This window comes from Opitutaceae bacterium (genome assembly GCA_015075305.1).
In the GTDB taxonomy this organism is placed as follows: Bacteria; Verrucomicrobiota; Verrucomicrobiia; order Opitutales; family Opitutaceae; genus UBA6669.
The window spans coordinates 194,361-212,717 of record JABTUS010000003.1 but is presented as its reverse complement, the minus strand read 5'-3'; the positions used below and the strand labels follow the sequence as shown (position 1 = coordinate 212,717).

The window sequence follows — 18,357 nt, the reverse complement described above, 5'->3', positions numbered from 1 at the left end:
TCAGGAGCCCGGGAGCGTTTTTCGAAGGACGGCGCCCACGGCATCCACCTCGAGGTCGCCCGTCAGACTCGGTCCGGTGGCGAGGAAGAGCGGCGCCACGTCGGCATCGATCAGGAAATCGAGGAGCTTTCCCCACTGACCGAGCTCGTCGAGATGCGTGAAAACCAGGTGCGTGGCACCGGCCGCCCGGCCCGCGTTGTAGGCCGCGCGCAGGCTTGAAAGATCATGCAGCGCATTGAGGACCAGCACGCGGCCGTCGATGCGCTCGGTGTCGAGAAAACGAACCATGCCGGCGTTTTCCGACGGCTGCAGGGAGAGCGCCGGAAGATCGACGAAAACAAATTCCTTCGCCGCGACATCAGGGATCGTGCGCTCACCGGGTTCGCCGGGAACATGGTGATCCAGCGAAAGTCCGAGCGCCTCGCAGAAAACGGAAAGCCCTTCCGCAAGGTTGGGACGATCGAACTCGGCCTTTATCACCCGGCCCTTGCGCCCCTGAACAAAAACGCACTGTGACAGCCACTTCGAAAGAGCCGTCGTTCGACCCGATCCGGCCGTGCCCATGAATGCCACGCGCGATGGCAGCGGCCGAGAGGCTTGGGAGGTGGACGAAGTGCGCAACGTCTGACCGAAATCCGCGAGCGCACGATGCAGCGGAGCGGGAGACGCACCCGCTGGAGCAGTCTGCAGTCGCGCGACCAATGTCTCGGAAAATCCGGAACGTCGAAGCAGATCGGGAAGCTGCAGGGCCGGCGACGCTGCCCGCGCCGCAGAAGCCGAAACGGTCGCTCTGCCGGATGCCTTTGCGTCATCCTGAAGCTGTTCCGCCGCGTTTGGTGTCGGCGACGACGCGGCCGGGTCTTTCGAGGGCTGCGCAGACTCAGCGGTTTCACCCGAATCGATCTGAGCAATCACCTCGAGCCGCGGGCGACCGAAGAGTCCCGAGAGTCCCTGGCCGGGAAGCTGCCTTACGGACAGGACCTTGGCGTTTTCGCCGAGCTGCGTCCGAATCGCCTGAACCGCCTCATCCGCAGACCGCACGACGAGCTTGTAGATCGCATTGGCCGGGGAACGATTTTCAGCAATGGCAGCAGCGGAAGGGGACATTCGGCACCGCCTGATGCCATATTCATGCCAATCTCAAAGACTGAACCTTATCGTTTTATCACAACGATACTTACGAGATTCTATCTAGGGTTGATTGCCTAGACGAGCCGATGTCGAAAAGCGGAAGCGCGAGCCATCGGCAGAATTTGCCGAATCCTGCCCAACGCCTGTCACAATCGCACCGTGGATCGCCCCTTCAGGGCTCAAAATTATTGCTCCCGTCGAAACCCATGGCGTTGCCATGGGCTGCCGTGGCCTGCGCCTTCAGCGCGCTCGATCCAGGATCGGTTGATGCGATCACCTCCCGCATTACCATGGGCTGCCGTGGTCCGCCCGTTTGCACTGTCCTTTCTCCGCGTGCTCTGCGTCTCCGCGTGAAACCATTCCGATCTCCGACCTCTGCATGCCTCCTTCAAATTGATCCTCGAAATGACTGCGGGCTGGAAGCCCGAGCCACTTTTCTTTCCCTCCTCTGCTTCGAGCCTCCGCGTGAAAACATTCCGGCGGCGTTTTGCGAGGCGCGTCCCCAGGGCATGACAAAGCATGCCCCTCCAGGCCGGAAGGCGGATGCAAGCAATTTTGGAGAGGCACGCTCCGTCGTGACCGGTTCGACGGATTGAATTTTTCCCCAGCCCCAAAGGGGCGCACCAGCACCAGCCCCGGGCATCGCCCGGGGTTCCATTCCCAAACACCAAACTCAAGCCCTGAAGGGGCGGCCCAACGCCTGTCACAATCGCACCGTGGATCGCCCCTTCAGGGCTCAAAATTGTTCCTTCCGTCGAAACCCATGGCGTTGCCATGGCCTGCGCCTTCAGCGCGCTCGATCCACCACGCCCGTTACGCCGCCCGCAGCGCGGGCGCGGGCGACTCCAGGCGGGCTGCGATCTGCGGCGGGATCGTGATGATCGCGGTGTTCTCGATTTCCGTCGTCGCCGGAAGCTCCTGGAAGGCCAGGACCACCAGCCTCGGGAACGATGGCTCAAAAAAGCGTTTCAGCGCGAGCCTCAACTCGGTGCTGACCACAAGCACCGGCGTGAGATTCTCCTTCGTGAACTCCGCCACGCGCGCGTTGATTTCCGTCAGCAGGTGACGCCCCAGCATCGGGTCAAGCGCCAGCCCCACTTCGCTCGGCGTGCGATGAATGCGCGCAACCAGCACCTGCTCGAGCCTTGGATCAAACGTCGCCGCCTTCAGCATTCCCGGGCGACACTCGAGCTCTGGCACGAAATAAAGTCCCAGTCGCCGGCGTGCGAGCTCGCTGAGATCGTCGGGGTTCTTCGTGACACCCGCAAAGTCGCCAATGCACTCAAGTACAAGCGGCAGATTGAGAATCGACAGATTTTCCCGCAGGAGGTTCTGCAGGACTCGCTGAATGATGCCGAGATTGACGAGGTCGGGAATCAGCTCGGAGATGAGCGCGGGGTGCGACTCCTTCAGGTGATCGATCAGCGTCTGCACGTCCTGGCGGCCGAGCAGCAGGTGCGCGACATTCTTGAGCGTCTCGGAAACATGCGTGATCATCACGGACGACGGATCCACCACCGTGTAGCCATTGAGTTCCGCTGTCTTGCGTTCCGCCTCGTCGATCCACACCGCCTCGAGCCCGAACACCGGCTCGCGCGTCGGCAGGCCGCGAAGCGCGACCGTGCTGTTCGAAACATTCATGGCCATGCTGCGGCCCGGCTGCACCTGGCCCTTGGCAACCGTCTTTCCGCGGAGCAGGAAGCGGTACTCGTTTGCCTCGAGTTCGAGATTGTCGCGCACGGAGACCGGCGGTACCAGGATGCCCTTCTCGCGTGCGAGTGTCTTGCGAACTCCCGTGACCCGCGCCAGCAGATCGCCTCCCTGCTTGGCATCCGCAAGGGGCAGCAACCCGTAACCAATCTCGATCGCAAACACGTCGAGATCGACAAGTCTGCGCAGATCCTCGGAGATGGCCGATTTTCCCGCGGCGGACGCACCGTCCTTGCCGGTGGCCGGTGCCTTGCCCGAGCCCGCGGCCTTGGTTGTCGCCGCGGCAATCTCCGCCGATGCATCATCGACGCGCTGCTGCTGCTTGAGAATGCGGGCGATGTAACCGCCGACGATTGCGAGACTCAAAAATGGAAGCGCAGGCATGCCGGGCATGAGGCCGAATACGGCGAGCATCGCCGCAGAGATGCCGATCGCGCGCGGGTAGCGTACCAACTGCCCGCCGATCTGCTGGCCAAGATTTCCGGTCCCCGCCGCACGCGTAACCAGAATGCCGGCTCCGACCGAAACGATCAGCGCGGGAATCTGCGAGACGAGGCCGTCACCGATCGACAGCAGCGTGAACTTCGTCGCCGCTTCGGAAAGCGTCATGTCCATCTGCAGCACGCCGATGGCAAAACCGCCGATGACGTTGACGAGCGTGATGAGGATGCCGGCGATGGCGTCGCCGCGCACGAACTTGGACGCACCGTCCATCGCACCGTAGAAATCCGCCTCCTTCTGCACCTTCTGCCGGCGCGCTGTGGCGGTCGCCTCGTCGATGATGCCCGCGTTCAGCTCGGCATCGATGGCCATCTGCTTGCCGGGCAGGGCGTCGAGGGTGAACCGCGCGCTCACTTCCGCGATGCGGCCGGCACCCTTGGTGATGACCACGAAGTTGATCACGACGAGGATCAGGAAGACGACGAAGCCGACGATGTAGTTGCCCTGGATGACAAAGTGGCCGAAGGACTCGATCACGTGGCCGGCCTCGCCCTTGGTGAGAATCAGCCGTGTGGAGCAGATGTTGAGCGCCAGACGAAAGAGTGTGAGTGCGAGCAGCAGCGTGGGAAATCCGGCAAACTCGGGCGGATCCTTCACATAGATCACGATGAGCAGCATCAGCAGGGAGACACCCATCTGCAGCGCGAGCATGACATCGAGCGCCAGTGCGGGCAATGGCACCAGCAGCATGAGCACGGTCATGAAAAGCGCACCCGTGAAAATCAAATCGGCGCGTTTCAACAGGTCGACACCGGCTCCCTTCGAAGGCGATGTTGCGGGTACGATTGCAGGACTGGTGGCAGCGGCGGAGGCCATGAAAGTGTCAGTGATGAAAACGGGATGGGATCACGGTCAGGCAACGCCCCGCAGTTCCGCGCTTTCCGCGACGGTGCGGCGCATCTTCAATTCGTGGAAGTACAGGCGGTGGGTCTTGTAGACGAAGGCGAGAATGCCGGCTACGGCCTGGTAGAGTTCACTCGGAATCGGCTCGCCCACCCTGCCCACGCTGAAAAGCATGCGCGCAACGGGGCGATTCTCCACCATGGGCACGCCGTGCTCCGCCGCCAGCGCCTTGATGCGCAGCGCAAAGCGGTTGTCGCCCTTCGCCAGCACGACAGGGGCGTTGTCCTTGCCGCGTTCGTATTTCAGCGCGACAGCAAAGTGGGTCGGGTTGGTGACGACGACGTCGGCCGTCGCGACAGCACCAAGCATCTGCTTCTGGAGGAGGCGGCGACCCATGCGCCGCATGGCGCTCTTGGTGTTGGCGTCGCCCTCGGATTGCTTGTGCTCGTCCTTCACCTCCTGCCGCGTCATGCGCATCTCGCTCAGCGTCTTGAAGCGCTCATACGCGTAGCTCAGGGCGGCGATGATGCCGAGGGCGAGCAGCAGCTTCGCAAAGAACTCCATCGTGGCGCGGTGGAGAAATCCTCCGAGATAGGCGCTTTCGACGGGCGCACTGAACAGCGGATCCGAAAGCAGATTCTTCGCCGCCATCCAGAGGACCAGCCCGATGCCGAGCATTTTCAGAAAATCGATCAGCCCATGCATCATCGTGGTTTTCGAAAACAGCCGCTGGCATCCCTGCACAATGTCGAGCCGCTCGAACTTGACGCCCAGCGCCTTCGGGGAAATCCGGAAGCCCGTCTGGAACCCACCCGCCAGCAGAGTCGCGGCCGTGGTGGCAACGATCACGGGAATCAGGACTCGGGCGAGGACGAGTCCGACATCGTCGAGCTGATCCGGCAGGGTTGAAATCTCCAGTCGCGCGGCACCGAGATCCCGCCAGAAAAGCGTGGCCAGCGCCGCGACTTCGCGCGTGCCACCGGCAAGGCTCATGGAAAAGACGCCCAATGCCGCGACAAGCATGGCGACGACCTGAAGTTCAGGCGTCTTCGCGAACTGACCACGATCCATGGCCTCCGTCTTCCGCTTGTCTGTCGGCAGCTCGGTTTTTGAGTCGTCGTTGTGGTCAGCCATGGCCTCCCGTCAGGCAATGCAAGGACAGTGCCAGCATGCGTTGGGCTCCTGGATAGTTCTGTTGGTGTGATTGTTACGAAATTGTCTCCGGCGCACGGTTGCTGGAGCGGCAAAATTTGCAGTGGGAGCAACCACGGATGGACCGAACGAAAACCTCGGAAGTTTCAACCACGGATCAATCCGGATTCGAACCGGATGAAGGCGTCTCGGAATGGCGGTTTGGTGTCATCCAGTCGGGGCAGCTCGACGCGCGTCCCCTGGGCATGACAAAGCATGCCCCTCCAGTTCGGAAGGTGGATGCAAACAATTTTGGAGGGGCACGCTTTGTCGTGACCGGTTCAACGGATTGAATTTTCCCCAGCCCCAACGGGGCGTACCAGCACCAGCCCCGGGCATCGCCCGGGGTTCCATTCCCAAACACCAAACCCGAGCCCTGAAGGGGCGGCCCAACGCCTGTCACAATCGCACCGTGGATCGCCCCTTCAGGGCTCAAGATTCTTGCTGCCGTCGAAACCCATGGCGTTGCCATGGGCTGCCATGACCTGCGCCTTCAGCGCGCTCGATCCAGGTTCCGTTGGTGCGCATTCATTCACCCATGCCGACATGGTGTGCGCCTTAAGGGCGCTCGACCGAGAATCCATTGGCGCGATCGCCTCGCGCATTGCCATGGGCTGCCGTGGTCCGACCGTTTGCGGGCTCCTTTCTCCGCGTGCTCCGCGTCTCCGCGTGAAAACCATCCGATCTCCGACCTCTGCATTTTACCTTCAAATTGATCCCAAGGATGACTGCGGTCTGGAAGCCCGAGCCACTCTTCTTTCCCTCCTCTGCTCTGCTGCTTCGCGTGAAAACCATCCGGCGGCGTTTTGCGAGGGGCGTCCCCAGGGCATGACAAAGCATGCCCCTCCAGTTCACAAATTGGGCTTCGCCCTCCGATTCTCCCCTCCGCGTGCTCCGCGCCTCCGCCTGCTCGCCGGCAGATCCGTGGTTCAATGCGGCAGGATCTCCAGGATCCTGAAGGGCATCGCGTCAAATTCCGTCCAGAGGTACCGCGCAATCAATCCGCCCGCACCCGCAAGCAGGGTGAACCCAGCCAGTATGCGCAGCGGATAACTCAGGACAAAAACTCCCATCTTCGGCACCGCCCGGCCAAGCACGGAAAACGCCAGGTTGACGAGAAAGTTCAACGCGATGAACGGCGCGGCGATGCGGAATCCGAGATCGATGACATGCGCCGTTTGCACGATCAGCGAGAGTATCGTGCCGTCGCTGAATGCGGGAGCGCCCGCGGGGGCGAGTTCGAAGCTGCGCAGAAACGCCGTGAGCGCGCTCAGGTGCGCGCCAAAAAGAAAGAACAGCACTCCCGCAAATATCGACAGAAACGACGGCAGGGGTTCCTGTGCCGGCTGCGGCACGTCAAATCCCGGCGCCGCCATCAGGCCGATCTCGTTTGCAATCAGCCGTCCCGCCAGCTCAACCGCGGCGAAGGCAAGCCGTGCAATGAATCCGAAAACAAGCCCGAGAATCACCTCGCCTCCCGCGGCATATATCAGTCCGCCAATCCCAGCCGGAAACTGACTTCCGCGGACAATGCCGTAGAGGATCGAGGCCAGGCACGCCGCCATGGCCACACGCAGCATGACCGGCAGCGGACGCCCCGCCAGCGTCGGAAAAAGCAGGACTACTCCGAGGCTCCGGAGAAAAACCATCAACCAGGCGAACACCAGGTCGATCGGCATGGAAACATCCCTCCCTCCGCTGTTCAGTTGCCCAATGTCGCCATTCGCGTGATCATCATCGTCGCAAATTCCGAAATGGATCTCAGCAGCCAGGGAGCCAGCAGAATCAGCAGGCCCGCAAGCGCCACAAGCTTGGGGGCAAAGGTCAGCGTCTGCTCCTGGATGCTGGTCACTGACTGAAAGAGACTCATGGCGAATCCGATGATCAGCATCACCCCGAGAAAAGGGGCGACCGTGTAGATTGAGAACGTGATCACGTTCTTGAAGATATCGATGGCAAGTTCCGGGTTCACAGGGGAGAGGGTTTGGGATCGGGTTGGAAATGGCCTATGTGTGAAAGCTGTCCACGAGGCTCTTCACCACGAGGTGCCAGCCATCGACAAGGACGAAGAGCAGCAGCTTGAACGGCAGTGAGACGATCGCCGGCGGCATCATCATCATGCCGAGCGCCATCAGCACCGAGGAAACCAGGAAATCCACAACCAGGAAGGGGAGGAACAGCATGAACCCCATTTGGAAGGCGGTCTGCAGTTCGCTGACCACGAAGGCGGGAATGACCACACGCATCGGCAGTTCATCCACGCGTGTCGGAGGAAAGCGCCCGAGCTGCAGAAAAAATTCGAGATCGCGCGTGCGTGTCTGCTTGAGCATGAAGGCACGCAGGGGCACGGTCGCCTTCTCAAAGGCATCACCGGACGTCGCCTGACCCGCCAGGTACGGCTGCAGGGCGTCGCTGTTGATTTGTTCGAAAACCGGTCCCATCAGAAAAAACGTCAGAAAAAGCGAGAGCCCGATCACAATCTGATTCGATGGCGCCGAGGGCACTCCCAGCGCGGTGCGCACGAAACCCAGCACAATGACAATGCGCGTGAAGCTCGTCATCAGAATGATCAGCGACGGCGCGAGCGTCAGCAGGGTCATCACGACCACGAGCTGGATCGCGACTCCGACGTCGCCCGGCTTTCCCGTGCCTTCGAGGCCGATGTTCAGCCGCAGCGGGCTCGCCGTTCCTCCCGCACCCGGTGGCGGCAGAGCTATCGAGGCACCGGACGGAGGCTGTGCTGCCGACGTGCCTGCGGAGGGAGACGTGGACTCGGTGGCCGGCGGAGGTGCGGGTGCCGGTGCTGGCGCCTGACCCCGCAGCGGAGCGCCCAGGAAAATCAGCGCGACGAGGCAGGCGAGGAGCCCAGACCTGAAATTCAAGAGCGCAAACTGACCGAAGGGCTGTGGTTTCACGACGGTTTCTGGGAGGACTTCAAGGATGCGAGCATCTGAATCTGCCCCGGCGTGACACCGATCAAAAATTTGCTGCCTTCGTAGTCCGCGACGACGAGGTACTGGCGGTTGCCGAGCGAACGAGTCTCCTCGATCTGGATGCGGCGCTCACCCTTTGCGCCGCCGAGCGGCCCCGCCGAGCGCCGTTTGATCAGAAACCAGGCCCCTGCACTGGCGAGAAGCAGCGCGGCAATCAGGACGCCCCAGGAGCGACCACCACGATCCTTCGCCGGAATCAGTCCCCCCGGATTCTCTGAGGAACCCTGCGGAAAAATGATCGTCTCCGGTGCGCGAGCGGGAACCGGAGCGGCCGGTTCCTCGGCCCTCATCAGCTGCGCCGTCTCCAAAACGGCGCAGCCGACTACCACTATCAGCCAGCGGGTGACGCTGGTAAAGGGATGGGAGGAAATCCTCATGCGCTGCCTCCGCTAAGCGAAATGCGTGCCAGCGCCGACAGGAATCATGGATGTCGCTATTATACAATCCTTTCTGAGACTCTAATGGCGCGCAACCGGTGGAAAACCGGCGTGCGTGCGAACCCCGACCAGCGACCGGCAGGATTTGCCCGCCTGAAAGCCGGGTGGGGAATTCGGGCGTTTTGTGAAAGCGACAGGTCTGCGTGAAAACATTCCGGCGGCGTTTCGTGACGCGCGTCCCCTGGTCACGACGAAGCGCGCCCCTCCAGTTCGGAAGGCGGATGCAAATAGTTTTGGAGGGGCACGCTCCGTCGTGACCGGTTCGACGGATTGAATTTTTCCCCAGCCCCAAAGGGGCGCACCAACACCAGCCCCGGGCACCGCCCGGGGTTCCATTCCCAAACACCAAACCCGAGCCCTGAAGGGGCGGCCCAACGCCTGTCACAACCGCACCGTGGATCGCCCCTTCAGGGCTCAAGATTCTTGCTGCCGGCGAAACCCATGGCGTTGCCATGGGCTGCCATGACCTGCGCCTTCAGCGCGCTCGATCCAGGTTCCGTTGGTGCGCATTCATTCACCCATGCCGCCATGGTGTGCACCTTAAGCGCGCTCAGCCGACCGAGAATCCGTTGGCGCGATCGCCTCGCGCATTGCCGTGGGCTGCCATGGTCCGCCTGTTTGCGAGCTCCTTTCTCCGCGTGCTGCGCGCCTCCGCGTGAAAACATTCCGATCTCCGACCTCGGCATTCCACCTTCCCATTGATCCCAAGGATGACTGCGGGCTGGAAGCCCCAGCCACTCTTCTTTCCCTCCTCAGCTCTGCTGCTTCGCGTGAAAACCATCCGGCGGCGTTTTGCGACGCGCGTCCCCTGGGCACGACAAAGCATGCCCCTCCAGGAGACGGATATTCTAACTTAGCGCGGCTGCGGCCCAGGCGGGCAATTCCAGCCGCCGGCCTTCGACAAGGTTCTTGAGCAACGCCTGCGCCCAGGCACGCGTGCATGCGCAGTCGCACACGCGGAGAAATCGTTTCGAGCCGTCCGTCTCAACAACGTAGCTGCCGACAGTGACCACGATCGGCGCGCTTTCGCCATGGAGCAGGCAGGACGCCTCAATGGTCCTCTGCCTGGAGTCGATCCGGAGTTCAACAAGCCTGCCATACGGCGCAAACAGGCCGTTCAGGTAAACCCGCGCCCCCCGGCTCGTCATGGCATCGCGCGCTTGAGTGAACATGCTCGGCTTGGATCCAAACGCGCCGGGCGGGCGGACACAAGCCGGTGCTTGCCACTGCCACGCGAGTCCAATCGCAGCGCTGCATTGAACGCTGCATTGAGCAACACCCTATCGCCCGCCGACAAGCTCGGTGATCTTTATGCCGAAACTGTCCTCCACCACGACGACCTCGCCATAGGCGACGAGCTTGTCGTTGACGAAAAGCCCCACGGGATCGCTGGCCTGCTGATTCAACTGGATGACAGTGCCCGGCGCGAGTTCGAGAACCTCGCGCATCGGCAGATGACAGGAGCCGAGTTGGACGGTGACCTTGACTTTGACGTCGAGCACGACGTCGAGTGCTTTATCTTCCATGGTGCTTGGGCTTGGGAGCATGCTCCTGCGAAATCTTCTGGCTGAGTTTCACGACAACCGCCTCACCATCGAGTCCGACGGTGCCGGTAAATTTTGGTGTACCGTTCAGGGTGACGGTCGTGCGGTCGACAATCTCGGAGGGAAGCTCGATGATGTCCCCGACCCGGAGTTCCGCGATTTCACGGAGGGAAAGCTCGAAGGCATCCCATTCCGCACGCACCGGAATCGAAATGTGCTCATAGACCGGCTTCCATTCCGCCTTCTGGGCCTTTGCCGCAGGCGTGCCCTCCTTCTCCCTGGAGGCCTGCAGGTGCTTCACCAGCGGGTCGATCGTGAAGTACGGAATGCCGATCTGAATCTGCTCGGAACAGTCGCCGAAGGTCGCCTCCATTGTCAGGGTTAGGACAACCGCGTCCTTGGTCGAGGTCTGAAGGAACCGGCCGTTGCTTTCATGGCCTATGAGTGAGGGATGCAGCTCCCGGACGTCCTTCCACTGCGCGCACCATTCCTCGAGAATCATGACAAGGATGTCCTCGAGCAGCGTGACTTCGATTTCCGTGAGGTAGCGCTCCAGCGGCACGGACTTTCCGCTGCCGCCAAGCATCCGGTCGACGATCGAAAGCGCCAGGCGCGGATTAATGTCGAGAATGCCGACTCCGGGCAGAGGGTCGGTCTTGAAGAGGCAGATATGCGTCGGACTCGGCAGCGATTCGGTGAACTTGCCGTACGACACCGTTGTGAGTTTCGCCATCTTCAGGCCGAGCTCCATGCGGAGAAAGAGCGACAGCCGCGCGGAAAGATAGCGGATGAACTCCTCGTGCAGCATGCGCAGACGCCGCAGTTCCGCCTCGGCTAGGAAGACCGGATTCCGAAAGTCGTAGACTTCAATCTTGGAGACTTCCGAGCCCTGCAGGCGCCGCCCATCGGAGCGGAACACCACTGGTTTCGGCGCCTCGACCGACGTCGCCAGCAGGCGGTCGATCTCGCCCTGGTCCAGGACCTCCGGCACGGGGTTGCTGTTTTCTTCCGCCATGGTGATTGCTGATTTACTGCACGACGAAGTCCGAGAAATAGATCTGTTCGGCAACCTTCCTGCCAAGCGCCTGGTTGAAGGCACCCATCAGCTTTTCACGGATGATGTTCTTGGAGCCGGGCTCCTCCAGATCGGTGAGCGTGAGTGCCGAAAGGACATTCAACGCAACGTCCACCATCTTCGGCTTGTTCGACTCGAACTGGGAGCGCAGGCCCGCGTCGGAGCCGGAAACCATGAAGGTCGCCTTGAGATAGCGCGTGCCCATCGTGCCCGCAAGATTCACGACAACGTTCTCAAAGGTGTAGCTGTTGCCCTCCCCGGTTGAAGCAGCCGCCTTCTTGCCATGGCCCCCCGACTCCTTCTCGGCCTTGGCGGCAGCAGGCGCCTCCCCATGACCGGCAGGGGCGGACCCTTCAGCCGAAAGCGACGAGAGCTCGTGCTTGAGCTGTGGAATGATCACGTACTTCGCGACACCCCACGATGCCACGGGGGCCAGCACAACAACAGCGATGATCGGAACCAGCTTGGAGAGCATGCCCGGCGCTTTAGCTTCGGGTGCGTCTGCCTCACCCGAAGGTGTTGCCGCAGGAGGAGCTTCTGTCTTGGCAGCCATGTGGCGAAGGATTCAGGAAAATCAGCGCTTCAGATTGACGATGTCCTCGAGAACCGAGTCCGACACCGTCACGAGACGGGAGCTCGCCTGAAAGGACCGTTGGGTCGTGATCAGGTTGGAAAACTCTTCGGTGAGATCGACGTTCGACAGCTCGAGCGCACCGCTTTCGATGCTACCGAGCCCGTTTCCACTCGGTGTATTGTTTGCGGCCGTCATGGTCGCCCCGCCGATCGGACCCGCCGTGAGCATGCCGGAGAAGAGGTTGTCCGCCTCACGCACGAGCGAGGATGGATCGGCAAAATTCTGGAGCAGGACCTGGTTCGTCGTGACCGACGTGCCGTCGGCGTAGAATTCGATGAGATTTCCCGTGCGGTCGATGGAGATCTCCTTCCGCTGCGGATCCGTCGGCGCCAGCGTGGCGAGACGGATGGGTCCCAGCGTCGCCGGCGGAGTCCCGGCCACACCGCCGGTCAGACCGAGAACGCGGTAGCCCTGGGAAGTCACCAGATAACCGCTGTCGTCGATGCGAAACGCTCCGGCGCGCGTGACGTACTCCTGGCTGTCGACCGGATTCTGCACCCGGAAATAGCCGTTGCCCGAAATGCCGAGATCGGTGGAGACACCCGTCGTGTTGAGCGACCCCTGGGTGTAACGCGCCACAACGGCCGCGAGCTTTACGCCCGTGCCAATCTGCAGGGCGGACTGATTGGACGTGGTTGCCGTGGAGGGAGCAGCGCCTTTCAAGGTGTCGCTGAAGCTGTCCGCATAAACGGCACGCGTGCTCTTGTAGCCGATCGTGTTGACGTTGGCGATGTTGTTGCCAATGACCTCGAGGCCCTTGGTGAAGGTTCTCATGGCGCTGACGCCCGAGGTGAGTGTTCCGATGAGTGACATGATGATCTAAGATTTGACTGAGGTTGTCGTTGGGAGGTTGGTTATGTTTTCAAAAATCAAGGTGCGGGGGGCGCGGCGTCCGGCGCGGGCTGGGATTCGACGGGAGCAGCCTCGACGCGGAGCACGCTCGCGTATGGGTAGAGCACATCGTCGATCACCAGCCGGGGCGTGCTCGTCGTGTGGTCGACTGCCGAAACTATCCCGGTGACGGGCAGGTTGTCGGAGTCCAGCACCGTGACCTGGCGGCCGATCAGTCCACCGGCGGAGCTAAGCTCGCTCGACGCCCGCAACGCCGCGAATTCACGGTTGAGCTGCGTGGTCTGCTCAAGGCTGGTGAACTGGGCCATCTGGGCAATGAAGGCGGTGTCCTCCATCGGCTTCATGGGATCCTGGTGCGCCAGTTGAACCGTGATGAGCTTGAAAATCCTCCTGCCCCAGCGTCTGCTTCGGAGTCCGGGCAAGCACCTGGTCGGCGAAGTTGCCGGTCGTCGTGTTGGGTTGAATCTGCATGGCTGTGATCAGGTTTTCAGGCGAAGGCCCGCAGGCGTCCTGCGTTGTCGGAAAGCCGGGTGGTTGCGGAAGCCGCGTGGGAAACTGCGACGGTGGAATTCGCGCGGCGGGGGCGTCGAACGGATCCGTGGTCTTCGCGCTGGGTCTGCTGTGAAGACTGCCGCGACAAGTCTCCTCCCATTGACCAGGAGTTGGCTGACGAACCGCCGTCGCTGGTCGGGGACGCATGCGAGCCGGAAAAGACCGGTTCGACAAAACGATAGGGCTTCTGATCGGAAATGGACGCGATGTGCTTCTCCCACGCCGATGTCAGCACCTGGCGCAGCTCGGGGGAGTCGGCATGGAATGTCGCCCGAATCTCTCCATCACGATAGGCAACGCTCACATTGATGCCCACATCGTCGAGCTTCAGTCTGAGATTCACGCCGGAACGCTCGGTCGCCCAGAGAACATCGGCTGCGTCAGTGATCTGCCGGATCGTCTCCACGGCTGCGACGGCGGCCCTGCCGCCTGTGCCAGGAGGATTCAAAGGGGCGCTGCGTGCGTTTCCGGAACTCGAAGCGCTCTCGAGGCCCGATATCAATGCGTCGCCAGGCATCGCAGAAAACCGGGGATGGCGACCTTCATGAATCATGGGAGCCACCGGCGTTGCAGCTTCAGTGCCAACGTCGCGCCGGCCATGCGCAACATATGAATCATCAACGCGTAACGAAGGCATTTTGTCTTCCTTAGGACTGGAAACCGCACCGGCCTTTTGCGGCGCGGCCGGTGGACCGGCTTCACCGGCAACTTTTTCCCGCCGCGTAGTCAGAAATCGGATACCGACTGGCGCCGCCTTTTCGTCGGAAATCTGCACCGGTGAATTTCTGCCGGGGGCATCGCCGCTGGCAGCGATTCCATCCTCCGCACCAAGCGCTCTTCCAACGTCCAGCGGGCGCATGAATCCATCGATTGATGAAGCCCCTTTTTCCGCGCCAGTTGAGGAAATGCTGCCCGAGAATTCCGACAGATCACCGGATGAACCTGCATTCACGGGTGGTTTTTCAGGACCTGACAAGGCTTGCGAAACAGTGATCGCTGATCCGGCGATCGACACACTGGAAGACCTGTTGGTCGGACGGCTGACCATCTCTGCATTGAGCAAGGACTGCTGGCTCGCGCCCGGCGCCTTCTCATGCATCTGTCCCGGCTCCGCGACATTGGCCTGAATCGCCGGCGAAGGGCCAGCCGGGAGATCCGCAGGGATCCGCGATTGCGCCGCTCCGGCAGATGAACGGAATCCAAGCGCGCAAGGCATTGCGGTGACTCCGGTGACCGGAACATCATCCTTGGAATCGACGACCACCTCCTGTTGAGCCGCGAGCGGGTTCGTGAGGCCTGCCGGCAAAACCATGCTCAAGCAGGGATTCCCGACCACAGAGACAGCACCCGGGTCACGCATGCCGAACCGATCATGGTCCTCAGATTCGTCAGATTGTTCGGACTTGTCCGGCTCACCCTGCGCAGCATCCCCACGAGGCAGATTCGGATCGGCTTCCAGCATCTCCACCGTCACGGCGCCGGCTGTGACCGCTGCCTCGACCAGCGTCCATGCCTTCGGGGAGGCAAGATGCGGAAATGTCGGCACACGAGCTTGCAGTTGGGCGGGTTTTTCACCGTCGGGCGGCCCGGAACCCGCAGAAGCACCTTGAACCGCCGGCGCATCAGCCGAACTGTCCACCGAGTCCGCAAAGACATCGGCGAAATCCGCCGCCGTCGTTTCGCAGCCGTCGACCGGCTGCCCGGTCGATGGAGCGGTTGATGCGAGCGCGCTCGGCGCCGAGGGTTCAATCGAAAGTGTGGATGGAGTAATTGGCATGAGTTTGCTCCATCCTTGGAAACGATGCGCCCCGTCCCTGGTGCGCCAGCCTGACTGAAAAGATTTTCGCTACGGAATATTGCTTGCCGTGGTGGTGGTGCGGCTCGCCTTGATGAGCCGGATGCGTTCAGAGAGTTGCGCGGCACGCTTGATGAGCGCGGGATCGGCCGACTTGCCCATCTCTTCAAAGAGCGCGCTCAGCTCATCCGTCTTCATCAGGGACAGGATCTTGACGACCGTCATTTCGTCCATCTCGCGAAGGATCGCGACTGCGGTCTTGGGGGAAAGATTGCGATAGGTGGCCGCCAGAGTCTTCAGGTTCTTCGCCTCATCCGCCTGGACCTCGATCATCTTCGATGCGATCTCGTCGCGCAGCGCCTCGACCTGCTTCCGTGTCTTCTCCAGTTCCCGCTGCTCCGCCTGCAGGCGCGTCTCCCGCACCGCGAAGCCTTCCTCGCGTGTCTTCAACGCGGCCTTCTGCTCCTTCAGCTCCCTGGCCAGGGATTCGACTTCAATCGTCCAGAAATCCCACGGCGGCTCCGGCCGCGCGGGCTTGCTTTCAGATGCAAGGGAGCTCGCGAGCTGCCGCACCAGCGGCCTGGCCGTGGTCCAGACCACGCCTGTGCTTGTGCCAACGCCGAGGAGCAGGCCAAGCAGGACAACGACGATGGGATTTGCCAGTAGTTTCATGTCGGGAGCACGGAGTTGGTGGCGAATGCGCTTGATTCCCGGGCAACGGCGGCGCCGGTGTGGTCGTCGAGGATGCGCTGGGCCTCGCGTTCAAAGTCGCGGCGAAACTTCTCGAGCGCCGTCGTCCTCAGTTTCTCGATCAGGCGGACATCCCGCCTGGCCTCCAGCCACGCCTGCCTCTGCCATTCGCGGAATTCCTGCGCCTTGCGTACCGCGTCGCGCGCCAGGGCCTCCCGGGATTCCACACGATGAAGCGATTGGAGAAAGCCGGCCTGTTCAGCGGCCCGAAAGGACGACTGGCGTTCAGCAATGAGGACCCTTTCGATCGACGCGCGTTCGGCGACCAGGCACTCGAGCTCGCGCTCGGCGGCGATCGCCGCGTGCACCGCCGCAAGAAATGCATCCCGCGCCCGGGCTTCACGGGCCTCGCGGACAACGATCACAGACTTGAGTGGAAACTTGAAGCGTCTCATGGCGTGCAGTTGTCAGCCGACAATGCGTTTCAAGCTGGCAAACGTCTCGGCGCGCTCCGAACGATCGTCGACCGGCTGCCTGAGAAATCCGCGCAGCGGCTCATGCAGGCTGACCGCCTGATCCAGCGCGGGATTCGCACCCTTCTGGTACGCCCCGATTGTGATCAGGTCCTCGTTCTTCCGATAAATGGCGAGATGCTCGCGTCCTCGCCCGCTCGCGGAGATTTCCTCAGCGGAACAGATGTCGTTGGTGAGGCGGGACACACTCTCAAGCACGTCGATCGCCGGGTAGTGGTTCGCCTGCGCAAGGGATCGCGAAAGCACGATGTGGCCGTCGAGGATGCCTCGAACCGCATCGGCAACCGGCTCATTCATGTCGTCGCCTTCAACAAGGACCGTGTAAAGCGCGGTGATGGTGCCCGTCTCCCCCGCTCCCGCGCGTTCGAGCAGTCGCGGCAGAAGCGCAAAGACGCTGGGCGTGTAGCCACGCGTCGCGGGCGGTTCACCGACCGCCAGCCCGATCTCGCGCTGGGCCATTGCAAAGCGGGTCACGCTGTCCATGAGCAGCAGCACGTTGGCCCCGGCGTCGCGATAGGACTCCGCAATCGCCGTGGCCGTGTAGGCCGCGCGCATGCGCAGAGGAGCGGGCGTGTCACTGGTTGAGCAGACAATCACGGAGCGGGCGAGTCCGTCGTCACCCAGGTCCTTCTCGATGAACTCCCTGAGCTCGCGGCCGCGCTCACCGATCAGGCCGACAACCACGACATCGGCGTCGGCGCCTCTCGCGATCATGGAAAGCAGCGTCGACTTGCCCACGCCGGATCCGGCGAAGAGCCCCACGCGCTGTCCGCGTCCGAGCGGCACAAAGGCGTCGATCGCGCGGACACCCGTGACAAAGGCATCGTGTATGCGCCGGCGTCTCAGCGGATGCGGGGGCTTCGACGAGGTGACGTCCCCCCGCTGCGTGCGGATCGGTCCCAGCCCGTCGATCGGGCGGCCCAGCGCATCCAGCACCCTGCCGAGCAGCTGCGGTCCGCGCGCGGGCAGCGGAGGAAGATCAAAAGCCATCACCTCGGCGCCCGCGTGCAGGCCGGTCATTTCACCCAGCGGCATCAACAGCACATGCTGGCCGCGGAATCCGACGACCTCCGCCAGAAAATCAAACTCACCGCGGTCGGACCGCAGCTTGCACAGTTCGCCCAGCCCCACGTTCGGTCCTTCGCTCTCGACGATCAGGCCGGTGACACTTGTGACCCTGCCGAGACGGCGCACCGCCGGCATCGTGCGGAGCTGCACGCGTAGATCCTCGAAGATCGGTGTGATGTCGGCGGGCATGGCTCTCATTTCAACCGGCGGCGAGGAACTCCCTCCCCAGGGTGTCCAGTTTTGAGCTCAACCGCGCATCGGTGATGCCGAACCGGCTGCGAACCTGGCAGTCTCCGGGGGACAGCGACGGAGCCGCGGTTATCCGCAGCCCCGGATAGCGGCTTGTCCATGCAGGGGAAATTTTTTCCAGCACCGCGGCATCCTGCGGGCTGACCATGAGTTCGAGATTCTCGGTCTCCGGGTAGAGCTGGCTGAGCGTCTCGGAGCATATCCGGTCCACCGCCTCCGCTGGCGGCTCGAATCCGGCAAGCAGTCGCTGGACAATATCCATGACCAGATTCGGCAGCAGGGCGTGCACCTGCCGGACAACTGCGGCATCGACATCGGCGAGCCTGCTGAAAACCCCGTCCTGAAGCGCCTGAACCTCCGCTCGAAAATCAACCAGTTGCTGGCTCGCGAAGGCGCGCGCCGAATCCGCCCCCTCCTGGAAGCCGGCGACACGCGCAGCGGCGACCTCGCTCTCGCTGAACTGCCGTCCCGACAGCCCGGGAATGGTCGCCGAGGAAAGCGGCCGGTCGAAGGCGATGAGTTTTCGGAAAGTGGAGGCCATGGGATGCGATTCTCGTTC

19 protein-coding genes are annotated in these 18,357 nt (G+C 62.2%); 1 reads left to right on the top strand and 18 read right to left on the bottom strand.

Features of this window, described 5'->3' with window-relative positions; genetic code table 11:
• The 3 genes from HS122_07690 to HS122_07680 all read right to left on the bottom strand — a co-directional run bounded on the left by HS122_07690 (position 1) and on the right by HS122_07680 (position 5,319).
• Positions 1 to 1,107: a flagellar GTP-binding protein gene (locus HS122_07690; GenBank protein MBE7538279.1), complete on the bottom strand. Its 1,107-nt coding sequence runs from the start codon at positions 1,105 to 1,107 to the stop codon at positions 1 to 3.
• A gap of 837 nt (positions 1,108 to 1,944) precedes the next feature.
• Entirely contained in the window at positions 1,945 to 4,158 is a 2,214-nt protein-coding gene (gene flhA, locus HS122_07685; protein ID MBE7538278.1) for a flagellar biosynthesis protein FlhA, read from the bottom strand.
• Between the two features lie 36 nt (positions 4,159 to 4,194).
• Positions 4,195 to 5,319: an EscU/YscU/HrcU family type III secretion system export apparatus switch protein gene (locus HS122_07680; GenBank protein ID MBE7538277.1), complete on the bottom strand. Its 1,125-nt coding sequence runs from the start codon at positions 5,317 to 5,319 to the stop codon at positions 4,195 to 4,197.
• Between the two features lie 137 nt (positions 5,320 to 5,456).
• Here HS122_07680 and HS122_07675 point away from each other — a divergent pair, with 137 nt between their 5' ends.
• A complete protein-coding gene (locus tag HS122_07675; protein MBE7538276.1) occupies positions 5,457 to 5,669 on the top strand; it encodes a hypothetical protein in 213 nt (70 codons plus the stop codon).
• A gap of 636 nt (positions 5,670 to 6,305) precedes the next feature.
• Here the strand turns inward: HS122_07675 and HS122_07670 are convergent.
• The 15 genes from HS122_07670 to HS122_07600 all read right to left on the bottom strand — a co-directional run bounded on the left by HS122_07670 (position 6,306) and on the right by HS122_07600 (position 18,339).
• On the bottom strand, positions 6,306 to 7,055 hold the full coding sequence (locus tag HS122_07670) for a flagellar biosynthetic protein FliR (GenBank protein MBE7538275.1): 750 nt from the start codon (positions 7,053 to 7,055) through the stop codon (positions 6,306 to 6,308).
• A gap of 23 nt (positions 7,056 to 7,078) precedes the next feature.
• A complete protein-coding gene (locus HS122_07665; GenBank protein ID MBE7538274.1) occupies positions 7,079 to 7,348 on the bottom strand; it encodes a flagellar biosynthetic protein FliQ in 270 nt (89 codons plus the stop codon).
• A gap of 34 nt (positions 7,349 to 7,382) precedes the next feature.
• A complete protein-coding gene (fliP, locus tag HS122_07660) occupies positions 7,383 to 8,291 on the bottom strand; it encodes a flagellar type III secretion system pore protein FliP (GenBank protein MBE7538273.1) in 909 nt (302 codons plus the stop codon).
• On the bottom strand, positions 8,288 to 8,746 hold the full coding sequence (locus HS122_07655) for a flagellar biosynthetic protein FliO (GenBank protein MBE7538272.1): 459 nt from the start codon (positions 8,744 to 8,746) through the stop codon (positions 8,288 to 8,290). Before HS122_07655 ends, fliP begins: the two co-directional genes overlap by 4 nt.
• 908 nt (positions 8,747 to 9,654) lie before the next feature.
• Positions 9,655 to 9,978, bottom strand: coding sequence for a hypothetical protein (locus tag HS122_07650; protein ID MBE7538271.1), 324 nt, complete (start codon positions 9,976 to 9,978; stop codon positions 9,655 to 9,657).
• A 108-nt stretch (positions 9,979 to 10,086) separates the two neighbouring features.
• Positions 10,087 to 10,332, bottom strand: a complete 246-nt coding sequence (gene fliN / locus HS122_07645) for a flagellar motor switch protein FliN (protein MBE7538270.1) — start codon at positions 10,330 to 10,332, stop codon at positions 10,087 to 10,089.
• Positions 10,322 to 11,365 (bottom strand): flagellar motor switch protein FliM, encoded by a 1,044-nt coding sequence (locus HS122_07640; GenBank protein MBE7538269.1) that lies wholly within the window; start codon positions 11,363 to 11,365, stop codon positions 10,322 to 10,324. The genes fliN and HS122_07640 overlap by 11 nt, the downstream gene beginning before the upstream one ends.
• A 13-nt stretch (positions 11,366 to 11,378) precedes the next feature.
• The gene (locus HS122_07635; GenBank protein ID MBE7538268.1) at positions 11,379 to 11,978 is read right to left on the bottom strand and encodes a flagellar basal body-associated FliL family protein; all 600 of its coding nucleotides are present in this window, start codon (positions 11,976 to 11,978) and stop codon (positions 11,379 to 11,381) included.
• Positions 11,979 to 11,999: 21 nt separating this feature from the next.
• Complete coding sequence (locus tag HS122_07630; GenBank protein MBE7538267.1) at positions 12,000 to 12,872, bottom strand: flagellar hook-basal body complex protein; 873 nt, start codon at positions 12,870 to 12,872, stop codon at positions 12,000 to 12,002.
• A gap of 56 nt (positions 12,873 to 12,928) precedes the next feature.
• Entirely contained in the window at positions 12,929 to 13,333 is a 405-nt protein-coding gene (locus HS122_07625; protein MBE7538266.1) for a hypothetical protein, read from the bottom strand.
• Between the two features lie 65 nt (positions 13,334 to 13,398).
• Positions 13,399 to 15,240, bottom strand: a complete 1,842-nt coding sequence (locus tag HS122_07620) for a hypothetical protein (GenBank protein ID MBE7538265.1) — start codon at positions 15,238 to 15,240, stop codon at positions 13,399 to 13,401.
• Positions 15,241 to 15,309: 69 nt separating this feature from the next.
• On the bottom strand, positions 15,310 to 15,930 hold the full coding sequence (locus HS122_07615) for a hypothetical protein (GenBank protein ID MBE7538264.1): 621 nt from the start codon (positions 15,928 to 15,930) through the stop codon (positions 15,310 to 15,312).
• Entirely contained in the window at positions 15,927 to 16,403 is a 477-nt protein-coding gene (locus HS122_07610; protein ID MBE7538263.1) for a flagellar FliJ family protein, read from the bottom strand. Before HS122_07610 ends, HS122_07615 begins: the two co-directional genes overlap by 4 nt.
• A 12-nt stretch (positions 16,404 to 16,415) precedes the next feature.
• Positions 16,416 to 17,738, bottom strand: coding sequence for a FliI/YscN family ATPase (locus HS122_07605; protein ID MBE7538262.1), 1,323 nt, complete (start codon positions 17,736 to 17,738; stop codon positions 16,416 to 16,418).
• Between the two features lie 10 nt (positions 17,739 to 17,748).
• Positions 17,749 to 18,339 carry a flagellar biosynthesis protein gene (locus tag HS122_07600; protein ID MBE7538261.1) on the bottom strand — a complete coding sequence of 197 codons (591 nt, stop codon included), beginning with the start codon at positions 18,337 to 18,339 and terminating at the stop codon, positions 17,749 to 17,751.
• Positions 18,340 to 18,357: the final 18 nt, after the last annotated feature.